The organism is Corallococcus terminator (assembly GCF_049194865.1).
Taxonomy (GTDB): domain Bacteria; phylum Myxococcota; class Myxococcia; order Myxococcales; family Myxococcaceae; genus Myxococcus; species Myxococcus terminator_A.
Genome location: NZ_JBLZWL010000136.1, coordinates 229251 through 245680, shown reverse-complemented (window position 1 = coordinate 245680; position 16430 = coordinate 229251). Strand labels below are relative to the sequence as shown.

The window sequence follows — 16430 nt, the reverse complement described above, 5'->3', positions numbered from 1 at the left end:
CGATCCGTAGTGAATGAAGCGGGTCCGATGGATGCTTGAAAACTCCGGGGAGGTCAGGCAGGCGTTGATGAGGCAGTAGTCGAGGCGGTTGACATCCCCGTGAGACGGTTCTCCGGTTGGAATCATTGCACGGAGCGCGGAGCCTTTGTCGGCAAGGTACTGTAGGAGATAGTGGGCTGTTTCTGGCAGTAGTCCACTGAACGCCACCTGCCGCCCTGTTTCGGTTGCATGTAGTTTCTTCACAGGATGAACCCCCAGTCGCGGAGTGCTTGGATGGATTGGGTCATGGCTCGTCTCCAGTGTTCGAGCCCGGTCTGATTCGATTCGCGTTCGCGCATGGCGCTGAACGTGCTGGAAAGAAAGTCGGCGACATCAGCCTCATTGAGGCAGACGCCGGAGGACACCAGTTGGAGTGCGAGTTGGCTGAATCCGGTATGGGTGATTCTAGGGATCAGCGGAGTCGCCCGGTCGGGTTGCAGGTACTGGTTTGCTGCTTGTGCCTCGATGAAGCTGTCGGTTGATGAGAAGATGATTGTGCCGTGGGAATGGGTGGTGCCCATCCGCCCCACTCGACCCGCCATGTTCTGGAATTCACTGGCGGGGAGGGGGTCGCGAGTCTTGGTTTTCTGGTTCCAGCGCTTCCAGTTGTCGAAGACCGCTGTCTTGAAGGGGAAGTTGACGCCGGCCGCGAGCGTGCTTGTCGCGAAGACGATGTCGAGAGCGTTGTTTCTGAGCGTGTCTTCGACGAGCCTTCGTTCGTCGTCCATCAGTTCCGCGTTGTGGAATGCGAAGCGGTGGGGGATGAATTGAGAAAGGTGTCGGGCTGCGGCTGTTGGCTCGCGCAGCTTCGCGTGTAAGGGGTGGGAGTCGTCGATTTTCAGTCCGAGGGAATGCGCGTATGCGCGCACCGCCTCGTCGACACGCTTGCGGGTCATACAGAAGACGACGATCGGAAGGGCAGATGGGATCTTCTTGAGGTCGGCTATTGTTTTCTCGGTGCCCAGTGGGCCTGGTGGCGTTTTCTCCTCAAGCCCAAGTTCGGGTTTATCGGTTCGAAATGTGCGGACTAGGTTTGGGGTACGGCATTCGTAGTGGAGGTGCTTTTCCCTTTGGCTGACGTGGACGAGCGTGGCGCGGAGCCACTCGCTGAGGTCTTTGGCGTCTCGCTTATCGATGACAGCGGAGAGGCCAATGAATTGGCCCCAGCGCGCATTCCGCAGCATCGTCAGCAGAACTTCGATGCTTCGCCCCCGGTGTTCGTCGCCGATTATCTGGATTTCATCACAGATGATGATGTGACGAGAGGTATCGGATGGCGATCCACCCCCCGAGAGCATCGCAAGGTACTTCTCGTAGGTAGCGACCAGGACGGGTGCATTCAGGGGATCGGTGGGAACGGCGCCAGTTCCATCTTCGATGGTGTCGCCGTTGGCGAGGACGATGCTGTGCTTGTCGCCGTGGAAGTGACGCTCACAAAGCAGCGCTTGAAGCTCTTCGAACTTCTGGCGAGCCAGTGCTCGGTGGGTGACTAGGTAGACGGCGTTTCTGGGCGGGGCATTGAGGAGCCAGGTGGTCAAGGCCCATACGCCGATAAGCGTCTTACCCGTGGAGGTTGGTGCGACCACGAGCATTGAAGTGCCGCGTGCGGCTCCTTCGGCGAGGGCTTCGTATTGGACATCGGTCAGATTTGGGGTTTTCGAATCGAGGCGATGCACCAGCTTTGGGTCGTTGAGGATTTGCTCTGGCAATCCATGATGCGGGGGTAGGGTGGATTTCACATATTCCTCCTCTAATGTGATGGAGAAAATGTAAACCGGATGGAGGCCGGCCTGTATACCACTCGGGAGGTATGCGGACTGAGCGCAGGTGTAATGCCTCGCCGTGCCCCGTCCTGGTGCAGAGCTGACCCGCCGGGAAGTCCGGCGGGCGCAGACGTCAGTCCTTGCCGTCGGGGAACATGACAGCGTCTGGGTTCTGGATGGCCGCCAGCGCGGCCCGCCGGAGGTAGTGGCCCGGCTCCTCCCCTGGAGATGACCTTCAAGAAGCTCGGGTCTTCGATCCTCTCGACTGCGGAGAAGCGCGGGATTGGAGCGCTACGCAGTGGAGATCGAGCTGCAGAGTCGCCATTCCAGAAGCATCAGAACGGAAATAGCAGTTATAAATGTAAATGACGTAAAACGCCCTCCCCATGATCAACAGCACCTGTTAACCACTCTCGGCCTCCCTCCCCCAAACGGGCCAAAGAGCCCTTTTGGCGGCGGAGGAGAGGGGCATCTCGCTCTGCGGGGTTGAGAGCCGAGAGGGCCCTCTTCAGCACCGCGAGCCAGAATCCCTTGGGATTCAGGGGCTTAAGCACGAAGGCCCCGCGAGGTAATCGCGAGTCACGTGTTAAACAAAATAGGCCCTGCCAGTTGGCAGGGCCCTTCTTTTGCCCCCGATATGGTCTCGAACCACGGACCTGATGATTAGCGGATTGTATCCCTTAACATTACCGCACTGAAAGAAGACTATCGCCACACCTCACCCCGTCCGAAGCCGACGCGATGGTTTGCCCTGCGGCAGCTTGTCCTGAATGGCGCGCAGATTCAGTGGGACTTTGAGGCGATGAGCAAGCCACTGCCCCAGGTGGTGGATGTACTGGGGACTGGTGCTGCCGCGCTCCAGTCGCACGGGGCCCTTGGGCGTGTTCAGGAACAAGGGGAAATACACCCACTCCGGCGTGCCGAGCTCCCCGGTCTCATCCTGCCGCACCTCGAGCGACTTCACGCCGTGGCTCACACGCACGGGCCATCCGATGCGGTAGCGCACCTTGTCGAGGCCCCCCGGACGAACTACCCACTCCCGCCGTGACTGGAAGGAGGGCCAGGCCTTCAATCCCGCCCAGCCCACGAGCCCCATCAGGGCCACCGCGAACAGTGGCCCCTCCACGGTGGCTCCGTCGATTCCCTGTCTCCACATCACGACGGCCGCCGACGCCAATAGCAGGAGCGCTACCCCTCCCAGGGCCCAGGCGCGGTTGCTCCCGCCATCCCACTCGCGGCGAAGCACCACGCCTCCCCCGGGTAGCGCAATCGCCTCACGGCCCTCGGGGACACAGTCCGTGAGCACTTTGGGCGTAACGCTCAGCTCGGAGAGTCCACACGGTCGCTTCCACAGCGCCTCATGCTCCAAGTCCCCTACACTTGCCAGCTCCACGACTTTTCCGGTGTGCAGCAGCGCCGTCACACTCCCCAGAGGCTCAGGAAAGGCCGCCACGTCGGAGGACAGCAGGTGGTGCACCTCACTCCCCGGGCCCCTCCACTGTCGCCACGTCACGCCTTTCGAGTCCATCGAGAGCTGGTCCTCGCCGATGACGGGGCGCACCAGGAACCTCGCGAAGCGGAAACCCACCCATAGCCAGCCCGTCAGCGCGGTGCCCAACAGCAATCCCCCGAGCACCAGCCCCAAGGCCGGGACACCCGTCATCGAACTCCGGCATTCATATGCACCGGGCTCACGAGCACCTGAAGCACCGCGACGAGCACATCCAGGCCCAGCTTCGCGCCCGCGACGCCGATGGCACACCAGATGAGCAGAACAGCGCCGTTGAACCGCTTTCTCCGAGCGGTCGCGCGCAACCGAAACTGCCAATCGGGCGCCCCCCTTGCCCCAGCCATTACCTGCTCCTCCCCTCACGTGCTCGACGCCTCACCGACTCGCAAGGCGCGTCCCCCACGCAGGCACGCGGACCTCGGGAGAAAAGCACGTCACCGCATTGTCACCCAGCCGTCGCCCCGCTGCTATCCTCGCGTCCATGAAGCGCCCCCCGGAGCAGGACGCGCCCGCGATGCCGTCGCTGCTCGTCTTCACCATCGCGGTGCTCCTCTTCGGCTCGCCGCTGCGGCGTCTGTGGTTGGCGGAGGATGCTCCCGGGTACATGCCCTTCGTCGTCTGGCTGGGTGTCATCGCGCTGGGCGCCTGGGCCGCCTACCGGAGCGGTGGCCATGACGCTTGAGTTGGGCTCGCTCGTCGCCGCCTCCGTCGCCTACCTGCTGGTGCTGTTCCTCGTCGCCTACGCGGCCGAGCGCGGCCTCATCTCCTCGCGCATCACCCAGCACCCACTGGTCTACGCGCTCGCGCTCGGCGTCTACGCGACGTCCTGGTCCTACTTCGGCAGCGTGGGCTACGCGGCCCGACACGGCTTCCGCTACCTGGGCATCTACCTGGGCGTCACGCTGGCCTGTCTGCTCGTGCCCGTGCTGTGGCGCCCGTTGCTGCGCCTCACTCGCGAGCTCCAGCTCACCTCGCTCGCGGACCTGCTCGCCTTCCGCTACCCGGGCCAGAGCACCGGCACCGCGGTGACGCTCTTCATGCTGGCCGGCAGCCTCCCCTACCTCGCCCTCCAGGTGCGCGCCGTCGTCGAGTCCGCGAAGGTGCTGAGTCCGTCCGCCTCCCCCACGCTCGTCGGCATGGGCTTCTGCGCGGTGCTCATCGTCTTCTCCGTCCTCTTCGGCGCTCGCCACCTCACCCCACGCGAGCGCCACGAAGGACTGATGCTGGCCATCGCCTTCGAGTCCGCCGTGAAGGTGGTGGCGCTCGTGGCCGTGAGCGCGTGGGCCGTGTACTCGGTCTTCGGCGGTGTGGACGGCCTGTGGACGTGGCTGGAGGCAAACCCGGAGGCCGTGGAGCAGCTGCGCCGTCCCGCGCGCGAAGCGTCCTGGGCTCCGCTGCTGGTGCTCTCCTGCGCCGCCGCCTTCCTCACCCCGCGCAGCTACCACGTCGCCTTCACCGAGGCCCCCGAGCGTGACGCGCTCGCCACCGCGACGTGGGCCTTCCCGCTCGTGCTTCTGGTGATGAACCTGGCGGTGCCCATCGTGCTGTGGAGCGGTGAAGCGCTCGCCCTGCCCTGGCCCGCTGACTTCCACCTGCTCGCGGTGCCCGCCTCGCGCGGCGCCACGGGGCTCGCGCTGGTGGCCTTCCTGGGCGGCGTGTCCGCCTCCAGCGCCATGGTCATCGTCACCACGCTGGCCCTGGCCCCCATGTGCCTGACGCACCTGGTGCTGCCCCTCGGCTACGCGCGCGGACAACCCCATCTCTACGGCTGGCTCCTCTGGGCTCGCCGGCTGCTCATCGCGCTCATCATCCTCGCGGGCTATGGCTTCTACCGGCTCCTGGATACTCGCGGCCTGGGGCTCGTGGACCTGGGGCTCGTGTCCTTCGTCGCGGTGGCGCAGTTCGCCCCAGGTGTCCTGGGCCTGTTGTTCTGGAAGCGGGCCACTCGCTCGGGGCTGCTCTCCGGCCTGGGCGCCGGAGCCGCCATGTGGATGCTCACGCTGGTGGTGCCGCTGTGGGCCTCTCCCGGCGTGGTCGCGTGGACCCACCGCGTGGCCGTGCTGCTCGGCTTCCCAGGAGACGAACCCTGGGGCTTCTCCACCTTCGCGTCGCTGACGCTCAACACGCTGGCCTTCGTCGCCGTGTCCCTGGCCACTCGACAATCCGAGTCCGAAGCGGAGGCCGCACGGGCCTGCACTCGGGAGGCTCCAGGGCTTGTCTCCGGTGGCGTGGAGGCAGGCTCACCTCGGGAGTTCCGCGAGCGACTCGCTCCCCTGCTGGGTGCCGAGGCCGCGTCGGCGGAGGTCGACCGCGCGCTGGCGGGCCTGGGCATGTCCCCTGACGAGCGCCGTCCCGTGGAGCTGCGCCGCCTGCGCGACGGCGTGGAGCGCAACCTGTCCGGACTCCTGGGTCCCGTGCTGGCACGCCTCACCGTGGAGGAAGCCCTGCGCCTGGGCCCAGGCACCCGCGCCGCGCTGGCCGAGCAGCTCCGCTTCGTGGAGGAGCGCCTGCGCGATGCCCGGGGCATGCAGGGCCCGGTGCATGCAGTGGAGGCCGTGCGGCGCTACCTGCGGCGCATCCTCGAAGACCTGCCGCTCGGCGTGTGCGCGGTGGGCCCGGATGGCGAGGTGGTCATCTGGAACGCGGCGCTGGAGCGCCTGTCCGGCGTGGAAGAGCACGCCGCTCGTGGCCATCCCCTCGCCGCACTGCCCGTCCCCTGGGGCCCGCTCCTGTCCGGCTTCGCGGCCGGCGCCGAGGCAGACACCGAGACACGCGTCACGGTGGGGGACGCGGAGCGCACGCTGCGGCTCCACCGCTCTCGACTGACGCCCGATGAAGAAGGCGGCGGCACCTCCGAGGGCATGGCGCTGGTCGTGGAGGACCTCACGGCGCGCAAGGCCGTGGACGCGCGACTCGCGCACCAGGACCGGCTGGCCTCGCTGGGACGCGTGGCGGCCGGCGTGGCGCACGAGATTGGCAATCCGCTGACGGCCATCGCCAGCCTGACGCAGAACCTCAAGTACGAGCTGGACGACGCGGACGCGGTGAAGGAGCGCACCCAGCTCATCCTCCAGCAGTGCCGCCGCATCGACGCGATTGTGCGCGCGCTGGTGGGCTTCAGCCACGCCGGCACGGTGGGCGGGGAGGCTCGGCCCTTCGCTCGCGTGGAGGTGGGCCCCTTGCTGACCGAGGCCGTGCAGCTCGCCCGCCTGGCGCGCACCGCGACGAAGTCCCGCGGCGTCCGCTTCGAGCACCGCAGCCCGGAGGGGCTCGTCGTCCAGGGTGACTCGCAGCGACTGGAGCAGGTGCTCGTCAATCTCCTGACCAACGCCATGGACGCCTCACCGGAAGGCGCCAGCGTGGAGCTGGAGGCGGAGGCCGCGCGGGGCAGCATCCACCTGCGCGTGCTGGACCGGGGACACGGCATTCCCTCCGAGCTCTCGCAGCGGATCTTCGAGCCGTTCTTCACGACGAAGCAGCCGGGCGAGGGCACGGGCCTTGGGCTCGCGCTGGTGGCGGGCATCGTCCGAGAGCACGGCGGCACCATTCAGGTGGACAGTCGGACCGGGGGAGGGACTAGCGTGACGGTGAGCCTGCCCGATGCGCGCGGCGTGGAGTCGAGCACGCGTCCAGGTCCGGGAGCCACCGCATGAGTCGCATCCTGGTCATCGAGGACGAGCCCATCATCCGCACGGAGCTGCGGCGACTGCTCGTGCGCGCGGGACACGACGTCTCCGAGGCGGGCGCGGTGCAGGAGGCCGCGAGCGACTACGAGCTCGACTCATTCGACCTGGTGCTGTCGGACCTGCGCCTGCCGGGCGCACCAGGAACGGACGTCATCGCCCTGTGCCCTGGCGTGCCGGTGCTCATCATGACGAGCTACGCCACGGTGAAGTCCGCCGTGGACGCGATGAAGCTGGGCGCCGTGGACTACATCGCCAAGCCGTTCGACCACGACGAGCTGCTGCTCCAGGTGGAGCGCGTGCTGCGCGAGGGCAAGCTCACCCGACAGAACGCCGCGCTCAAGCGCGAGGTGGAGCAGTCCTATTCCGTGAGCGGCATGGTGGGGAGCTGCGCGCCGATGCGCGACGTGTTCGAGCGCATCCGCAAGGTGGCCCCCTCCCCCGCCACGGTGCTGGTGCTCGGCGAGTCCGGCACCGGCAAGGAGCTGGTGGCCCGCGCCCTCCATGCGCAGAGTCCTCGCGCGGACGGCCCGCTGGTGTCCGTGAATTGCGCGGCGATTCCGGAGGGCCTGCTGGAGAGCGAGCTGTTCGGCCACGAGAAGGGCGCCTTCACTGGCGCGGTCACCGCGCACGCGGGCCTGGTGGAAGCCTCGCACGGCGGCACCCTCTTCCTGGACGAAGTGGGCGAATTGCCCGCGCCCGCGCAAGCCCGACTCTTGCGCATGCTCCAGGACGGCGAGGTGCGGCGCGTGGGCTCCACGCGGCCTCGCAAGGTGGACGTGCGCATCGTCGCCGCCACCCACCGCGACTTGCCCCGTCGCGTGCAGGAGGGCGTCTTCCGCCAGGACCTCTACTTCCGCCTGCGCGTGGTGGAGATTCGCATGCCGCCCCTGCGCGAGCGCGGCGACGACCTGCCCGTGCTGGCGAAGTACCTGCTGGAGAAGGCCTGCCGGAAGCTCGGCCGCGCCCCGGCCACGCTGTCACCGGAGGCGATGCTGGCCTTGAGCGTCCACCCCTGGCCCGGCAACGTGCGCGAGCTGGAGAACGCCCTGGAGCGCGCCGTCATCCTCTCGGACGGCCCCGTCATCACTCCCGATTTGCTCGCGCTGGAGCTGCCCGGCGGCGAGCCAGGTCCTCTCACCACCGACGCACCCGAGTCCGTCGGGCCAGAGGCCGAGGAGGCGGTCGGCTCCATGGAGGAGTACTTCCGCCGCTTCGTGCTCGAGCACCAGGAGCACATGGGCGAGACGGAGCTGGCGAAGCGGCTGGGCATCAGCCGCAAGGCGCTGTGGGAGAAACGCCAGAAACTCGGCCTCCCGCGCACGCGCGCCTGACGCACCGCCCCCAAGGGCAGACCCGGCGTCACCGGCCAACGACCTGGCTTGCGCGTGATTCGTTACGACGCATTGCACGATTCGTTACCGAGGTAACGCCCACGTCACCTTCCGTAACATCCTGACGCGGCGAGCCAACCTGCAAGGTCTTGAATCTCCGCGCAGCGGCACTTGGCTGGAGTGTTGCTCTGGGCCACGGGCATGCCCCTCCCCCCCACGCGCCCGTTGCCGTTGCTGCTGACGCTCGCGGTGGCCCTGCTGCCCCTGGGCTCCGCGCTCGCCGGGAAGATCACGCTCAGCGAAGAGGCCCATCTCAACATCAACATGTTGATTCAGCCCCAGGCCCAGTTCATCAAGGACGGGGCTCCCCTCGGGGGCATGGGCACCGACTTCTTCCTGCGGCGCGTGCGGCTGCTCGTCTACGGCAACGTGACGAAGCGTCTGTCCTTCTTCTTCGAGACGGACCAGCCCAACTTCGGCAAGGACGGCAACTACAACATCGACTTCTTCGTCCAGGACGCGTTCATCTCCTACGAGTTCGCGGACAAGTTCTGGGTGGACGTGGGCTTCCTCATCGCCCCGCTGTCGCGCCACAACCTGCAGGGCGCCATCGCGCTCAACACCGTCGACTACCACTCCAACCTCATCCGCTTCACGCCAGGCGTCGGCAAGATCTGGCGCGACATGGGCGTGCAGCTTCGCGGCTTCGTGGGGCCGCTCGGCTTCCGCGCCGCCATCCTTAACGGCGCCGAGGGCACCGTGCGCGAGGACGCGCCCACCATCAACCCGGATGACCTGCCCCGAGGCGTGGCGATGGTGCGGTGGAACTTCCTCACCCGCGAGGAGGACCTCTTCTTCCAGGGCATCTACTTCACCGACAAGCCCCACCTCTCCGTCGGCGCGGGCGTGGACTACCAATATGCCGCCGTCGCGACAGCCAGCGGCGTGCACGACTCGCTGGCGCTCTCCGCTGACGTGTTTCTCGACTGGCCCATGGGCAATGACCAGGAGCTGGTCTTCCAGACGGGCGTGTACACCTACCGCCAGGGGATGGACAGCCCGCAGAGCGGCACGGGCTTCCTGTCGGAGCTGGGCTACCGCATTGGCCTCGTGGAGCCGCTGGTGTCCTTCGAGTACTTCAACGCGCGCGTCGTGGCACAGGACGCGCTCGTGGTGAGGCCCGGCTTCAACATCTGGTTCCAGAAGCACACCTTCAACCTGAAGACGGAGGTCGCCATCGCCCGCCTGGGCGACCTCTCCGAAGCGCAGACCGCCATCACCGGCACCGCGCAGCTCCAGCTCTTCTACTGACATCCCCTGCTCTCCCCGAGGTCACTCCCGATGACTGCCGCGAAGGATTCGTTCGTCCCGCCGAAAGAGCACTTCTCCCGCGACGCCCACGTGAAGACGCTGGAGCAGTACCGCGACCTCTATCAAAAGAGCCTCCGAGAGCCCGACGCCTTCTGGGGTGAGCAGGCCCAGCGGCTCACCTGGTTCCATCCACCGGAGGCCATCCGCGAGGTGGACGCCGAGCAGGTGGACTTCTCCTGGTTCAGCGGCGGCAAGCTCAATGCCGCGTACAACTGCGTGGACCGCCACGCGCGCGAGCGCCCCGGCAAGGCCGCCATCATCTGGGCCAAGAACGAGCCGGGCGAATACCAGACCATCACCTTCCGGGAGCTTCAGCACCACGTCGGCCGCGTGGCCAACGTGCTCAAGGCCCACGGCGTCCGCAAGGGCGACCGCGTCTGCATCTACCTGCCGATGATTCCGGAGCTGGCGTACACCATGCTCGCGTGCGCGCGGCTCGGCGCGGTGCACTCGGTGGTGTTCGCCGGCTTCTCCTCGGAGTCGCTGCGCGAGCGCATCCTCGACTGTGGCGCCAGGGTGCTCGTCACCGCGAACGAGGGCCCGCGCGGCCCCAAGAGCGTCCCCACCAAGGCCATCGCCGACGAGGCGGTGGAGGGCCTCACCCAGGTGACGTCCGTGCTGGTGGTGCGGCGCACGTCGCGCGAAGTGCCCATGGCGGAGGGCCGTGACGCGTGGCTGGACGTGGAGATGGCGCGCCACCGGGGCGTCTGCCCCGCCGAGTGGATGGACGCGGAGGACCCGCTCTTCATCCTCTACACCTCCGGCTCCACCGGAAAGCCCAAGGGCGTGCTGCACACCACGGGCGGCTACCTCGTGTATGCGGCGACCACGCACCACTACGTCTTCGACGCGCGGCCGGACGACGTGCACTTCTGTACGGCGGACCTGGGCTGGGTGACGGGCCACAGCTATCTGCTGTACGGCCCGCTCCTCAACGGCACCACCACCGTCCTGTTCGAGTCCACGCCGTCGTACCCCGACGCGGGCCGGCTCTGGCAGGTGGTGGACGACGTGAAGGCCACCGTCATCTACACCGCCCCTACCGCGCTGCGCGCGCTCATCAAGGAGGGTGACGCGTGGGTGAAGAAGTCCTCGCGCAAGTCGCTGCGCCTGTTGGGCAGCGTGGGCGAGCCCATCAACCCGGAGGTCTGGCGCTGGTACCACGACGTGGTGGGCGAGGGTCGCAACCCCATCATCGACACGTGGTGGCAGACGGAGACGGGCGGCATCCTCATCTCCCCGCTGCCGGGCGCGACGCCGTGCAAGCCGGGCTCCGCCACCCTGCCCTTCTTCGGCGTGGAGCCGGTGCTGCTCGACGACGAGGGCCGCGTCATCGAAGGCAACGGCGTCAGCGGCAACCTGTGCCTGGCGCGCTCCTGGCCCGGACAGGCGCGCACGCTGTACGGCCACCACCAGCGCTTCGTGGAGACGTACTACTCGCGCTTCCCCAACCTGTACTTCACCGGCGACGGCTGCCGCCGCGACGAGGACGGCTACTACTGGATTACCGGCCGCGTGGATGACGTCCTCAACGTCTCCGGGCACCGCCTGGGCACCGCGGAGGTGGAGAGCGCGCTCGTGGCGCACGAGGCCGTGGCCGAGGCCGCCGTGGTGGGCTTCCCCCACGACATCAAGGGCACGGGCGTGTGCGCCTTCGTCACGGTGAAGCCCGACTGGCAGGAGACGTCCACCGAGCAGATGGTGGGCACGCTCAAGGAGCAGGTGCGCCACGTCATCGGTCCCATCGCCACGCCGGACCGCGTCGTCGTCGTCAATGGCCTGCCCAAGACGCGCTCCGGCAAGATTCTGCGCCGCATGTTGCGCAAGATTGCCTCCGGTGAGACGGAGAACCTGGGCGACGCCTCCACCCTCGCCGACCCCACCGTGCTGGATGAACTGCTCACCAAGGGCGCGCCCGTGCGGGCCAGGTCTTGATTCCCCTCGGGCCTTCCGACGTCACACTGGAGACAAGCGATGTCCTCTCAATCCCAAGAAGACGCCCTGGAAGCACTCGCCTCGTCGCGCTGGCGGGTGGCCGCCATCCTGACGGTGGCCACGCTGGTGGCGTACTTCGGCTTCATCCTGCTGGTGGCCTTCAACAAGCCGCTGATGGGCAAGCAAATCACCCCCGGCTTGTCGGTGGGAATCCTCCTGGGTGCCATCGTCATCGTCACCGCGTGGGCGCTGACGGGCATCTACATGATCTGGGCGAACGGCAAGTACGACCGCGCCCTGAGCCAACTGCGTCGCTGAGAGCGAGCCACGAATGAATCCGACTTCGGCACCGGGCACGCAGTTGGGCCAGCCCAACAGCACGGCCATCCTCTTCTTCCTCCTCTTCGTCGGCGTCACCCTGGGAATCACGTACTGGGCGGCGCGCAAGACGAAGACGACCTCGGAGTTCTTCGCGGCCGGCGGCGGGGTGAGCGCCCTGCAGAACGGCTTCGCCCTCGCGGGCGACTACATGAGCGCCGCCAGCTTCCTGGGCATCGCCGGCCTCGTCGCCATGTCCGGCTTCGACGGGCTCATCTACTCGGTGGGCTGGCTGGTGGGCTGGCCGGTGGTGACGTTCCTCATCGCGGAGCCCCTGCGCAACCTGGGCAAGTACACCTTCGCGGACGTGGTGGCGTACCGCCTCAAGCAGACGCCGGTGCGACTGGCCGCCGCGCTGGGCACGCTCACCGTGGTGAGCTTCTACCTGATTGCGCAGATGGTGGGCGCCGGCAACCTCATCCACCTGCTCTTCGGCCTGTCCTACGAGGTCGCCGTCGTCATCGTCGGCGCGGTGATGATTCTCTACGTGCTGTTCGGCGGGATGATCGCCACCACGTGGGTGCAAATCGTGAAGGCCGTGCTGCTGCTCGCGGGCGCGTCCGCGCTGGCCGGAGCGGTGCTGTACAAGTTCGGCTTCAACCCGCTGGCGCTCTTCAACGAGGCGGCCATCCAGTACGGCGAGAAGACGCTGGCGCCGGGCGCGCTGGTGAGCAACCCGCTGGAGACGATTTCGCTGGGCCTCGCGCTGATGTTCGGCACGGCGGGCCTGCCGCACATCCTGATGCGCTTCTACACGGTGCCCAACGCGAAGGCGGCGCGCAGCAGCGTGTTCTACGCCACGGGCCTCATCGGCTACTTCTACCTGGTGACGTTCATCCTCGGCTTCGGCGCGTCGGTGCTGGTGGGCCGGCAGGCGATTACCAGCGTGGACAAGGGCGGCAACATGGCGGCGCCCATGCTCGCGGAGGTGGTGGGCGGCACGGGCTTTCTGGGCTTCATCTCCGCGGTGGCCTTCGCCACCATCCTCGCGGTGGTGGCCGGCCTGACGCTGTCCGGCGCGGCGGCGCTGTCCCACGACTTGTGGTCCAGCGTGGTGCGCAAAGGTGAGGCGCCCGAGCACGAGCAGCTCAAGGTGGCGCGGCTCGCCAGCCTCTTCCTCGGCGTGCTGGCCGTGGTGCTGGGCGTCGCCTTCAAGGGACAGAACGTGGCCTTCATGGTGGGCCTGGCGTTCGCCATCGCCGCGAGCGCCAACTTCCCCGCACTGCTGCTGTCCATGGCCTGGAGGAAGTTCACCACGTATGGAGCGGTGGCCAGCATGCTGACGGGCTCGTTCAGCGCGGTGCTGCTCATCTTCTTGTCGCCCACCGTACAAGTGGACCTGCTGGGAAACCCGAGCGCGATGTTTCCGCTGAAGAACCCGGGCATCATCACCATGCCATTGGCTTTCGTCGTGGGAGTGCTCGTGTCGCTGTTGTTCCCGGAGCGCGAGTCCAGCGAGCGCTACTCGGAAGTGAAGCACCGGATGCACATGGGCGCGGTCCAAGCCCCCACGCACAGCAAGGCGTAACGCCACCGAATAGCCCTCCTCCGTCATTGCTCCTGGGGAGGAGGGCGGGGGTGGGGCCTGGGCCTCCAAGGGGCCCGGGGCCCGCCCCCTCTTCATTTCCCATCGACAGCCCGTGCCGTGACACCCTCGCGCCTCGGACTCTTTCTTCTCGATGGGTGCGTCACCATGAACTCAGTCCTGCTCCCCCTCCTGGGGGGCGTCCTCGTCGGCTTGGCCTCGGCCCTGCTGCTGCTCTTCCACGGCCGCATCGCGGGCATCAGCGGCATCACCGGCGGGCTCTTGTCCCCGGCGCCCGCTGACGTGGGCTGGCGCGTGGCCTTCCTCGGAGGACTCGCCGTGGGAGGCGTGCTGCTCGCGGTCTTCCGTCCGGAGTCGCTCGGCCCTCAGGTGCTCACCAGCGTGGGCGCCACGCTCGCCGCGGGGCTCCTCGTCGGCTTCGGTACCCGGCTGGGCGGCGGCTGCACCAGCGGCCACGGCGTCTGTGGCCTCGCCCGAGGCTCCAAGCGCTCCCTCGTGGCCACCCTCACATTCATGGCGACGGCCGCGCTCACCGTCTTCATCACCCGACATGTGCTGGGAGGTGCTTCATGAAGTCGCTCCTGATGGCGGGCCTGGCGGGGCTGCTCTTCGCGCTGGGGCTGGGGTTGGGAGGGATGACGGACCCGGCGAAGGTGGTGGGTTTCCTTGATGTGGCGGGACGTTGGGACCCGAGCCTCGCCTTCGTCATGGCGGGCGCGCTGGGCACCTACGCGCTCTTGCGTCCCCTCATCCTGCGACGGGCGCGGCCCGTGCTCGCGGAGCGCTTCCCTGCGCCGCCCCAGGCCGCCGTGGACGGCCGCCTCGTCACAGGCGCGGCCCTCTTCGGCGTCGGGTGGGGCATGTCAGGCTATTGCCCCGGCCCGGCCCTGGTGTCGCTCCCCGTGGGAGGCACCACGGTGCTGCTCTTCGTGGGGGCCATGCTGGTGGGAATGGGCGTATTTCAAGGAATGCTGAGGCAACCTGGGTAGGCCTGTAGCGCGTGGACAACCCACATGGACGTCGGTGCGGGCTTGCGCAACGCATTGCGGGGCGGCAAATCTCAGACTTCCGGGCATGTGAAGTGATTGGGATGTCACATCCGTGCGTTTGAGTGCGTTTGCAAAGCTTTGGATGGATCACCCTTGGGTGAAGTGCTGGCTAGGATGAGTCCCCGATGCCACGCGCCGCGAACAGGATGCTGGACGTCGACGAAGAAAAGCTCGTCCACCAGTTCCCCGGGCTGGACCGCAAGGCGGTGGGGGCGTTCTTTACGCCCGCACCCCTGGTGGAACGCACGCTATCGCTTGCGATGGCGCACCTGGGAGCTGGACCCCTCACGGTGGTGGACCCCGCCTGTGGGGCAGGAGCTTTCTTGTCGGCGGCCTCGAAGCTCTGGCCCGGAGCCCGTCTGTGTGGGCTGGAGCTGGACCCCGCCGTAGCCCGACTCTGTCAGGCTCGAGTCCCGGAAGCCGACGTGCGCGAAGGCGACACGTTGCGAGGTGGGATGGAACCCATGCTCGCGGCGACGCCTCCGGAGCACCGCGAGCTGTGGGTGGGAAATCCGCCCTACAACGGGACGTCGCCGGTGCTGAAGGACCCGAGCGCCTACGCGAAGCTGCGCGCCCTCTTGCCCCTGGCGCTCCCACCGGGCACCAGCCTGCGCGACGACTTCGCCTTCTTCCTGCTGGTGGCCGCGCACCGGCTCTCCACGCGACCCGGCGTGCTCGCCTTCATCACTCCCGCGAGCCTGCTGGACGCCTTCCTCTACGCGCCGCTGCGCCAGTCGCTGTTGCGCATGCTGACGCTGCGCGAGGTGGTGGACCTGGGGCCCGGCGCCTTCGCGGGCACGCAGGTGCGCACGTGCATCACCGTGTGGTCCTCGCTTCCGGGCCATGTGGACCCGCCGCGCTTCGAGCGACGCGGCGCCTGGCAGCACTTCACCCCCGAGGCGCCCGAGTGGCGCCTGGCACCAACCACACCGGAGGCCAGTGCCTTGGATGCACGGTGGAGCGCGGAAGGCGAACCCCTCACGACCCTGGTGCCCGTGAGCCTGCCGGGGGTGAAGACGCGCTTCGACGAGCTGCTGGTGGACGCGGACCCGGAGCGCCTGCTCGCGCGCATCCGCGCCTTCGCCGCGTCACCGCTGGAGGAGCTGCCGGAGTTCTCGCGCGTGCATGGCCTGTCGGAGGAGCTGCTGCCGAAGCTGCGCGCGCTCAAGGTGGGCACGCCGCTGGAAGTGGACGCGAAGCACCTGCGGCCCTTCTATCGCTACGGTGGGGCGCGGCACCGGGGCACGCTGCCGCCGGAGGCTCGCGCGTTCTGCTACCTGGACCGCCGCCTGATTCCGCGCGGAGACCACCGGCTGCGCGGCCCGTATGACCCCCACGTGGGCGCGGTGAAGCTGCTCTTCAACGTGCGCGAGCTGCCGCTGTCCGCCGCGCTGCTGGAGGAAGAGGGCTGCGTCCATGACCACCGGCACGCGCGCTTCGCGCCCCTGTATGTCCCCAAGCGGCTGAGGGACGAGGGGCTGCGCGTCACCCGCTCCTCCACGTCGGCGGAGGAGCTGGGCCCCCTAGTGCCCAACCTGTCGCCGCGAGGGCTGGAGTGGGCGGAGACGCTGGGCGGTCCCCTGCCCGCCTTCCAGGCCATCGTGCGCTTCCTCAATGGACCCGATGTCCAGCGCGTCTGGGCCCCGGCCTTTGGAGCGTCTCGCGTGGTGCCGGTGCCGTTGCTGGTGCCGCCTCCAGGACAGGAGTGAGCCTGTGCGCGGCGGGGCGTCTGCCCGCCCGCACGGTTTCCCTGCGGGGTGCGGAAACAACCGCTAGTGTCCACCTTCGCCGAGCTGCTTTCCCCTCTGAAGGAAGGACCTAC

General features: G+C 67.7%; 12 protein-coding genes. 10 read left to right on the top strand and 2 right to left on the bottom strand.

The features are described from left to right. Window positions 1-239 precede the first annotated feature (239 nt). Both ACN469_RS40770 and ACN469_RS40765 read right to left on the bottom strand, forming a co-directional pair. A complete protein-coding gene (locus ACN469_RS40770; protein ID WP_498777322.1) occupies window positions 240-1778 on the bottom strand; it encodes a DEAD/DEAH box helicase in 1539 nt (512 codons plus the stop codon). A gap of 742 nt (window positions 1779-2520) precedes the next feature. Then, complete coding sequence (locus tag ACN469_RS40765) at window positions 2521-3465, bottom strand: hypothetical protein (protein ID WP_498777320.1); 945 nt, start codon at window positions 3463-3465, stop codon at window positions 2521-2523. Between the two features lie 328 nt (window positions 3466-3793). Between ACN469_RS40765 and ACN469_RS40760 the strand changes: the two genes are divergently transcribed. From ACN469_RS40760 to ACN469_RS40715, 10 genes are all read left to right on the top strand, one after another. Beyond that, on the top strand, window positions 3794-3994 hold the full coding sequence (locus ACN469_RS40760) for a hypothetical protein (protein ID WP_141640700.1): 201 nt from the start codon (window positions 3794-3796) through the stop codon (window positions 3992-3994). Further along, a complete protein-coding gene (locus tag ACN469_RS40755; protein WP_498777318.1) occupies window positions 3984-6965 on the top strand; it encodes an ATP-binding protein in 2982 nt (993 codons plus the stop codon). Before ACN469_RS40760 ends, ACN469_RS40755 begins: the two co-directional genes overlap by 11 nt. Continuing rightward, window positions 6962-8329, top strand: a complete 1368-nt coding sequence (locus ACN469_RS40750; protein ID WP_498777316.1) for a sigma-54-dependent transcriptional regulator — start codon at window positions 6962-6964, stop codon at window positions 8327-8329. Before ACN469_RS40755 ends, ACN469_RS40750 begins: the two co-directional genes overlap by 4 nt. A 201-nt stretch (window positions 8330-8530) precedes the next feature. Continuing rightward, the gene (locus tag ACN469_RS40745) at window positions 8531-9640 is read left to right on the top strand and encodes a porin (protein WP_498777314.1); all 1110 of its coding nucleotides are present in this window, start codon (window positions 8531-8533) and stop codon (window positions 9638-9640) included. A gap of 30 nt (window positions 9641-9670) precedes the next feature. Further along, entirely contained in the window at window positions 9671-11635 is a 1965-nt protein-coding gene (gene acs, locus ACN469_RS40740) for an acetate--CoA ligase (RefSeq protein ID WP_498777312.1), read from the top strand. Window positions 11636-11674: 39 nt separating this feature from the next. Continuing rightward, window positions 11675-11953, top strand: a complete 279-nt coding sequence (locus tag ACN469_RS40735; RefSeq protein WP_498777311.1) for a DUF485 domain-containing protein — start codon at window positions 11675-11677, stop codon at window positions 11951-11953. Between the two features lie 13 nt (window positions 11954-11966). Continuing rightward, the gene (locus tag ACN469_RS40730) at window positions 11967-13541 is read left to right on the top strand and encodes a sodium:solute symporter family transporter (protein ID WP_498777309.1); all 1575 of its coding nucleotides are present in this window, start codon (window positions 11967-11969) and stop codon (window positions 13539-13541) included. A gap of 165 nt (window positions 13542-13706) precedes the next feature. Beyond that, the gene (locus ACN469_RS40725) at window positions 13707-14132 is read left to right on the top strand and encodes a YeeE/YedE family protein (RefSeq protein ID WP_498777307.1); all 426 of its coding nucleotides are present in this window, start codon (window positions 13707-13709) and stop codon (window positions 14130-14132) included. Further along, complete coding sequence (locus ACN469_RS40720) at window positions 14129-14548, top strand: DUF6691 family protein (RefSeq protein ID WP_498777305.1); 420 nt, start codon at window positions 14129-14131, stop codon at window positions 14546-14548. The genes ACN469_RS40725 and ACN469_RS40720 overlap by 4 nt, the downstream gene beginning before the upstream one ends. Window positions 14549-14733: 185 nt before the next feature. Next, complete coding sequence (locus tag ACN469_RS40715; RefSeq protein ID WP_498777303.1) at window positions 14734-16317, top strand: HsdM family class I SAM-dependent methyltransferase; 1584 nt, start codon at window positions 14734-14736, stop codon at window positions 16315-16317. Window positions 16318-16430 lie beyond the last annotated feature (113 nt).

What these genes read in the sequence shown, in the direction of transcription:
- ACN469_RS40760 (WP_141640700.1), top strand. Translation starts at nt 3,794, where the DNA reads ATGAAGCGCCCCCCGGAGCAGGACGCGCCCGCGATGCCGTCGCTGCTC.
- ACN469_RS40735 (WP_498777311.1), top strand. Translation starts at nt 11,675, where the DNA reads ATGTCCTCTCAATCCCAAGAAGACGCCCTGGAAGCACTCGCCTCGTCG.
- ACN469_RS40745 (WP_498777314.1), top strand. Translation starts at nt 8,531, where the DNA reads ATGCCCCTCCCCCCCACGCGCCCGTTGCCGTTGCTGCTGACGCTCGCG.
- ACN469_RS40720 (WP_498777305.1), top strand. Translation starts at nt 14,129, where the DNA reads ATGAAGTCGCTCCTGATGGCGGGCCTGGCGGGGCTGCTCTTCGCGCTG.
- ACN469_RS40730 (WP_498777309.1), top strand. Translation starts at nt 11,967, where the DNA reads ATGAATCCGACTTCGGCACCGGGCACGCAGTTGGGCCAGCCCAACAGC.
- ACN469_RS40725 (WP_498777307.1), top strand. Translation starts at nt 13,707, where the DNA reads ATGAACTCAGTCCTGCTCCCCCTCCTGGGGGGCGTCCTCGTCGGCTTG.
- ACN469_RS40750 (WP_498777316.1), top strand. Translation starts at nt 6,962, where the DNA reads ATGAGTCGCATCCTGGTCATCGAGGACGAGCCCATCATCCGCACGGAG.
- ACN469_RS40715 (WP_498777303.1), top strand. Translation starts at nt 14,734, where the DNA reads ATGCCACGCGCCGCGAACAGGATGCTGGACGTCGACGAAGAAAAGCTC.
- acs (WP_498777312.1), top strand. Translation starts at nt 9,671, where the DNA reads ATGACTGCCGCGAAGGATTCGTTCGTCCCGCCGAAAGAGCACTTCTCC.
- ACN469_RS40755 (WP_498777318.1), top strand. Translation starts at nt 3,984, where the DNA reads ATGACGCTTGAGTTGGGCTCGCTCGTCGCCGCCTCCGTCGCCTACCTG.
- ACN469_RS40765 (WP_498777320.1), bottom strand. Translation starts at nt 3,465, where the DNA reads ATGACGGGTGTCCCGGCCTTGGGGCTGGTGCTCGGGGGATTGCTGTTG.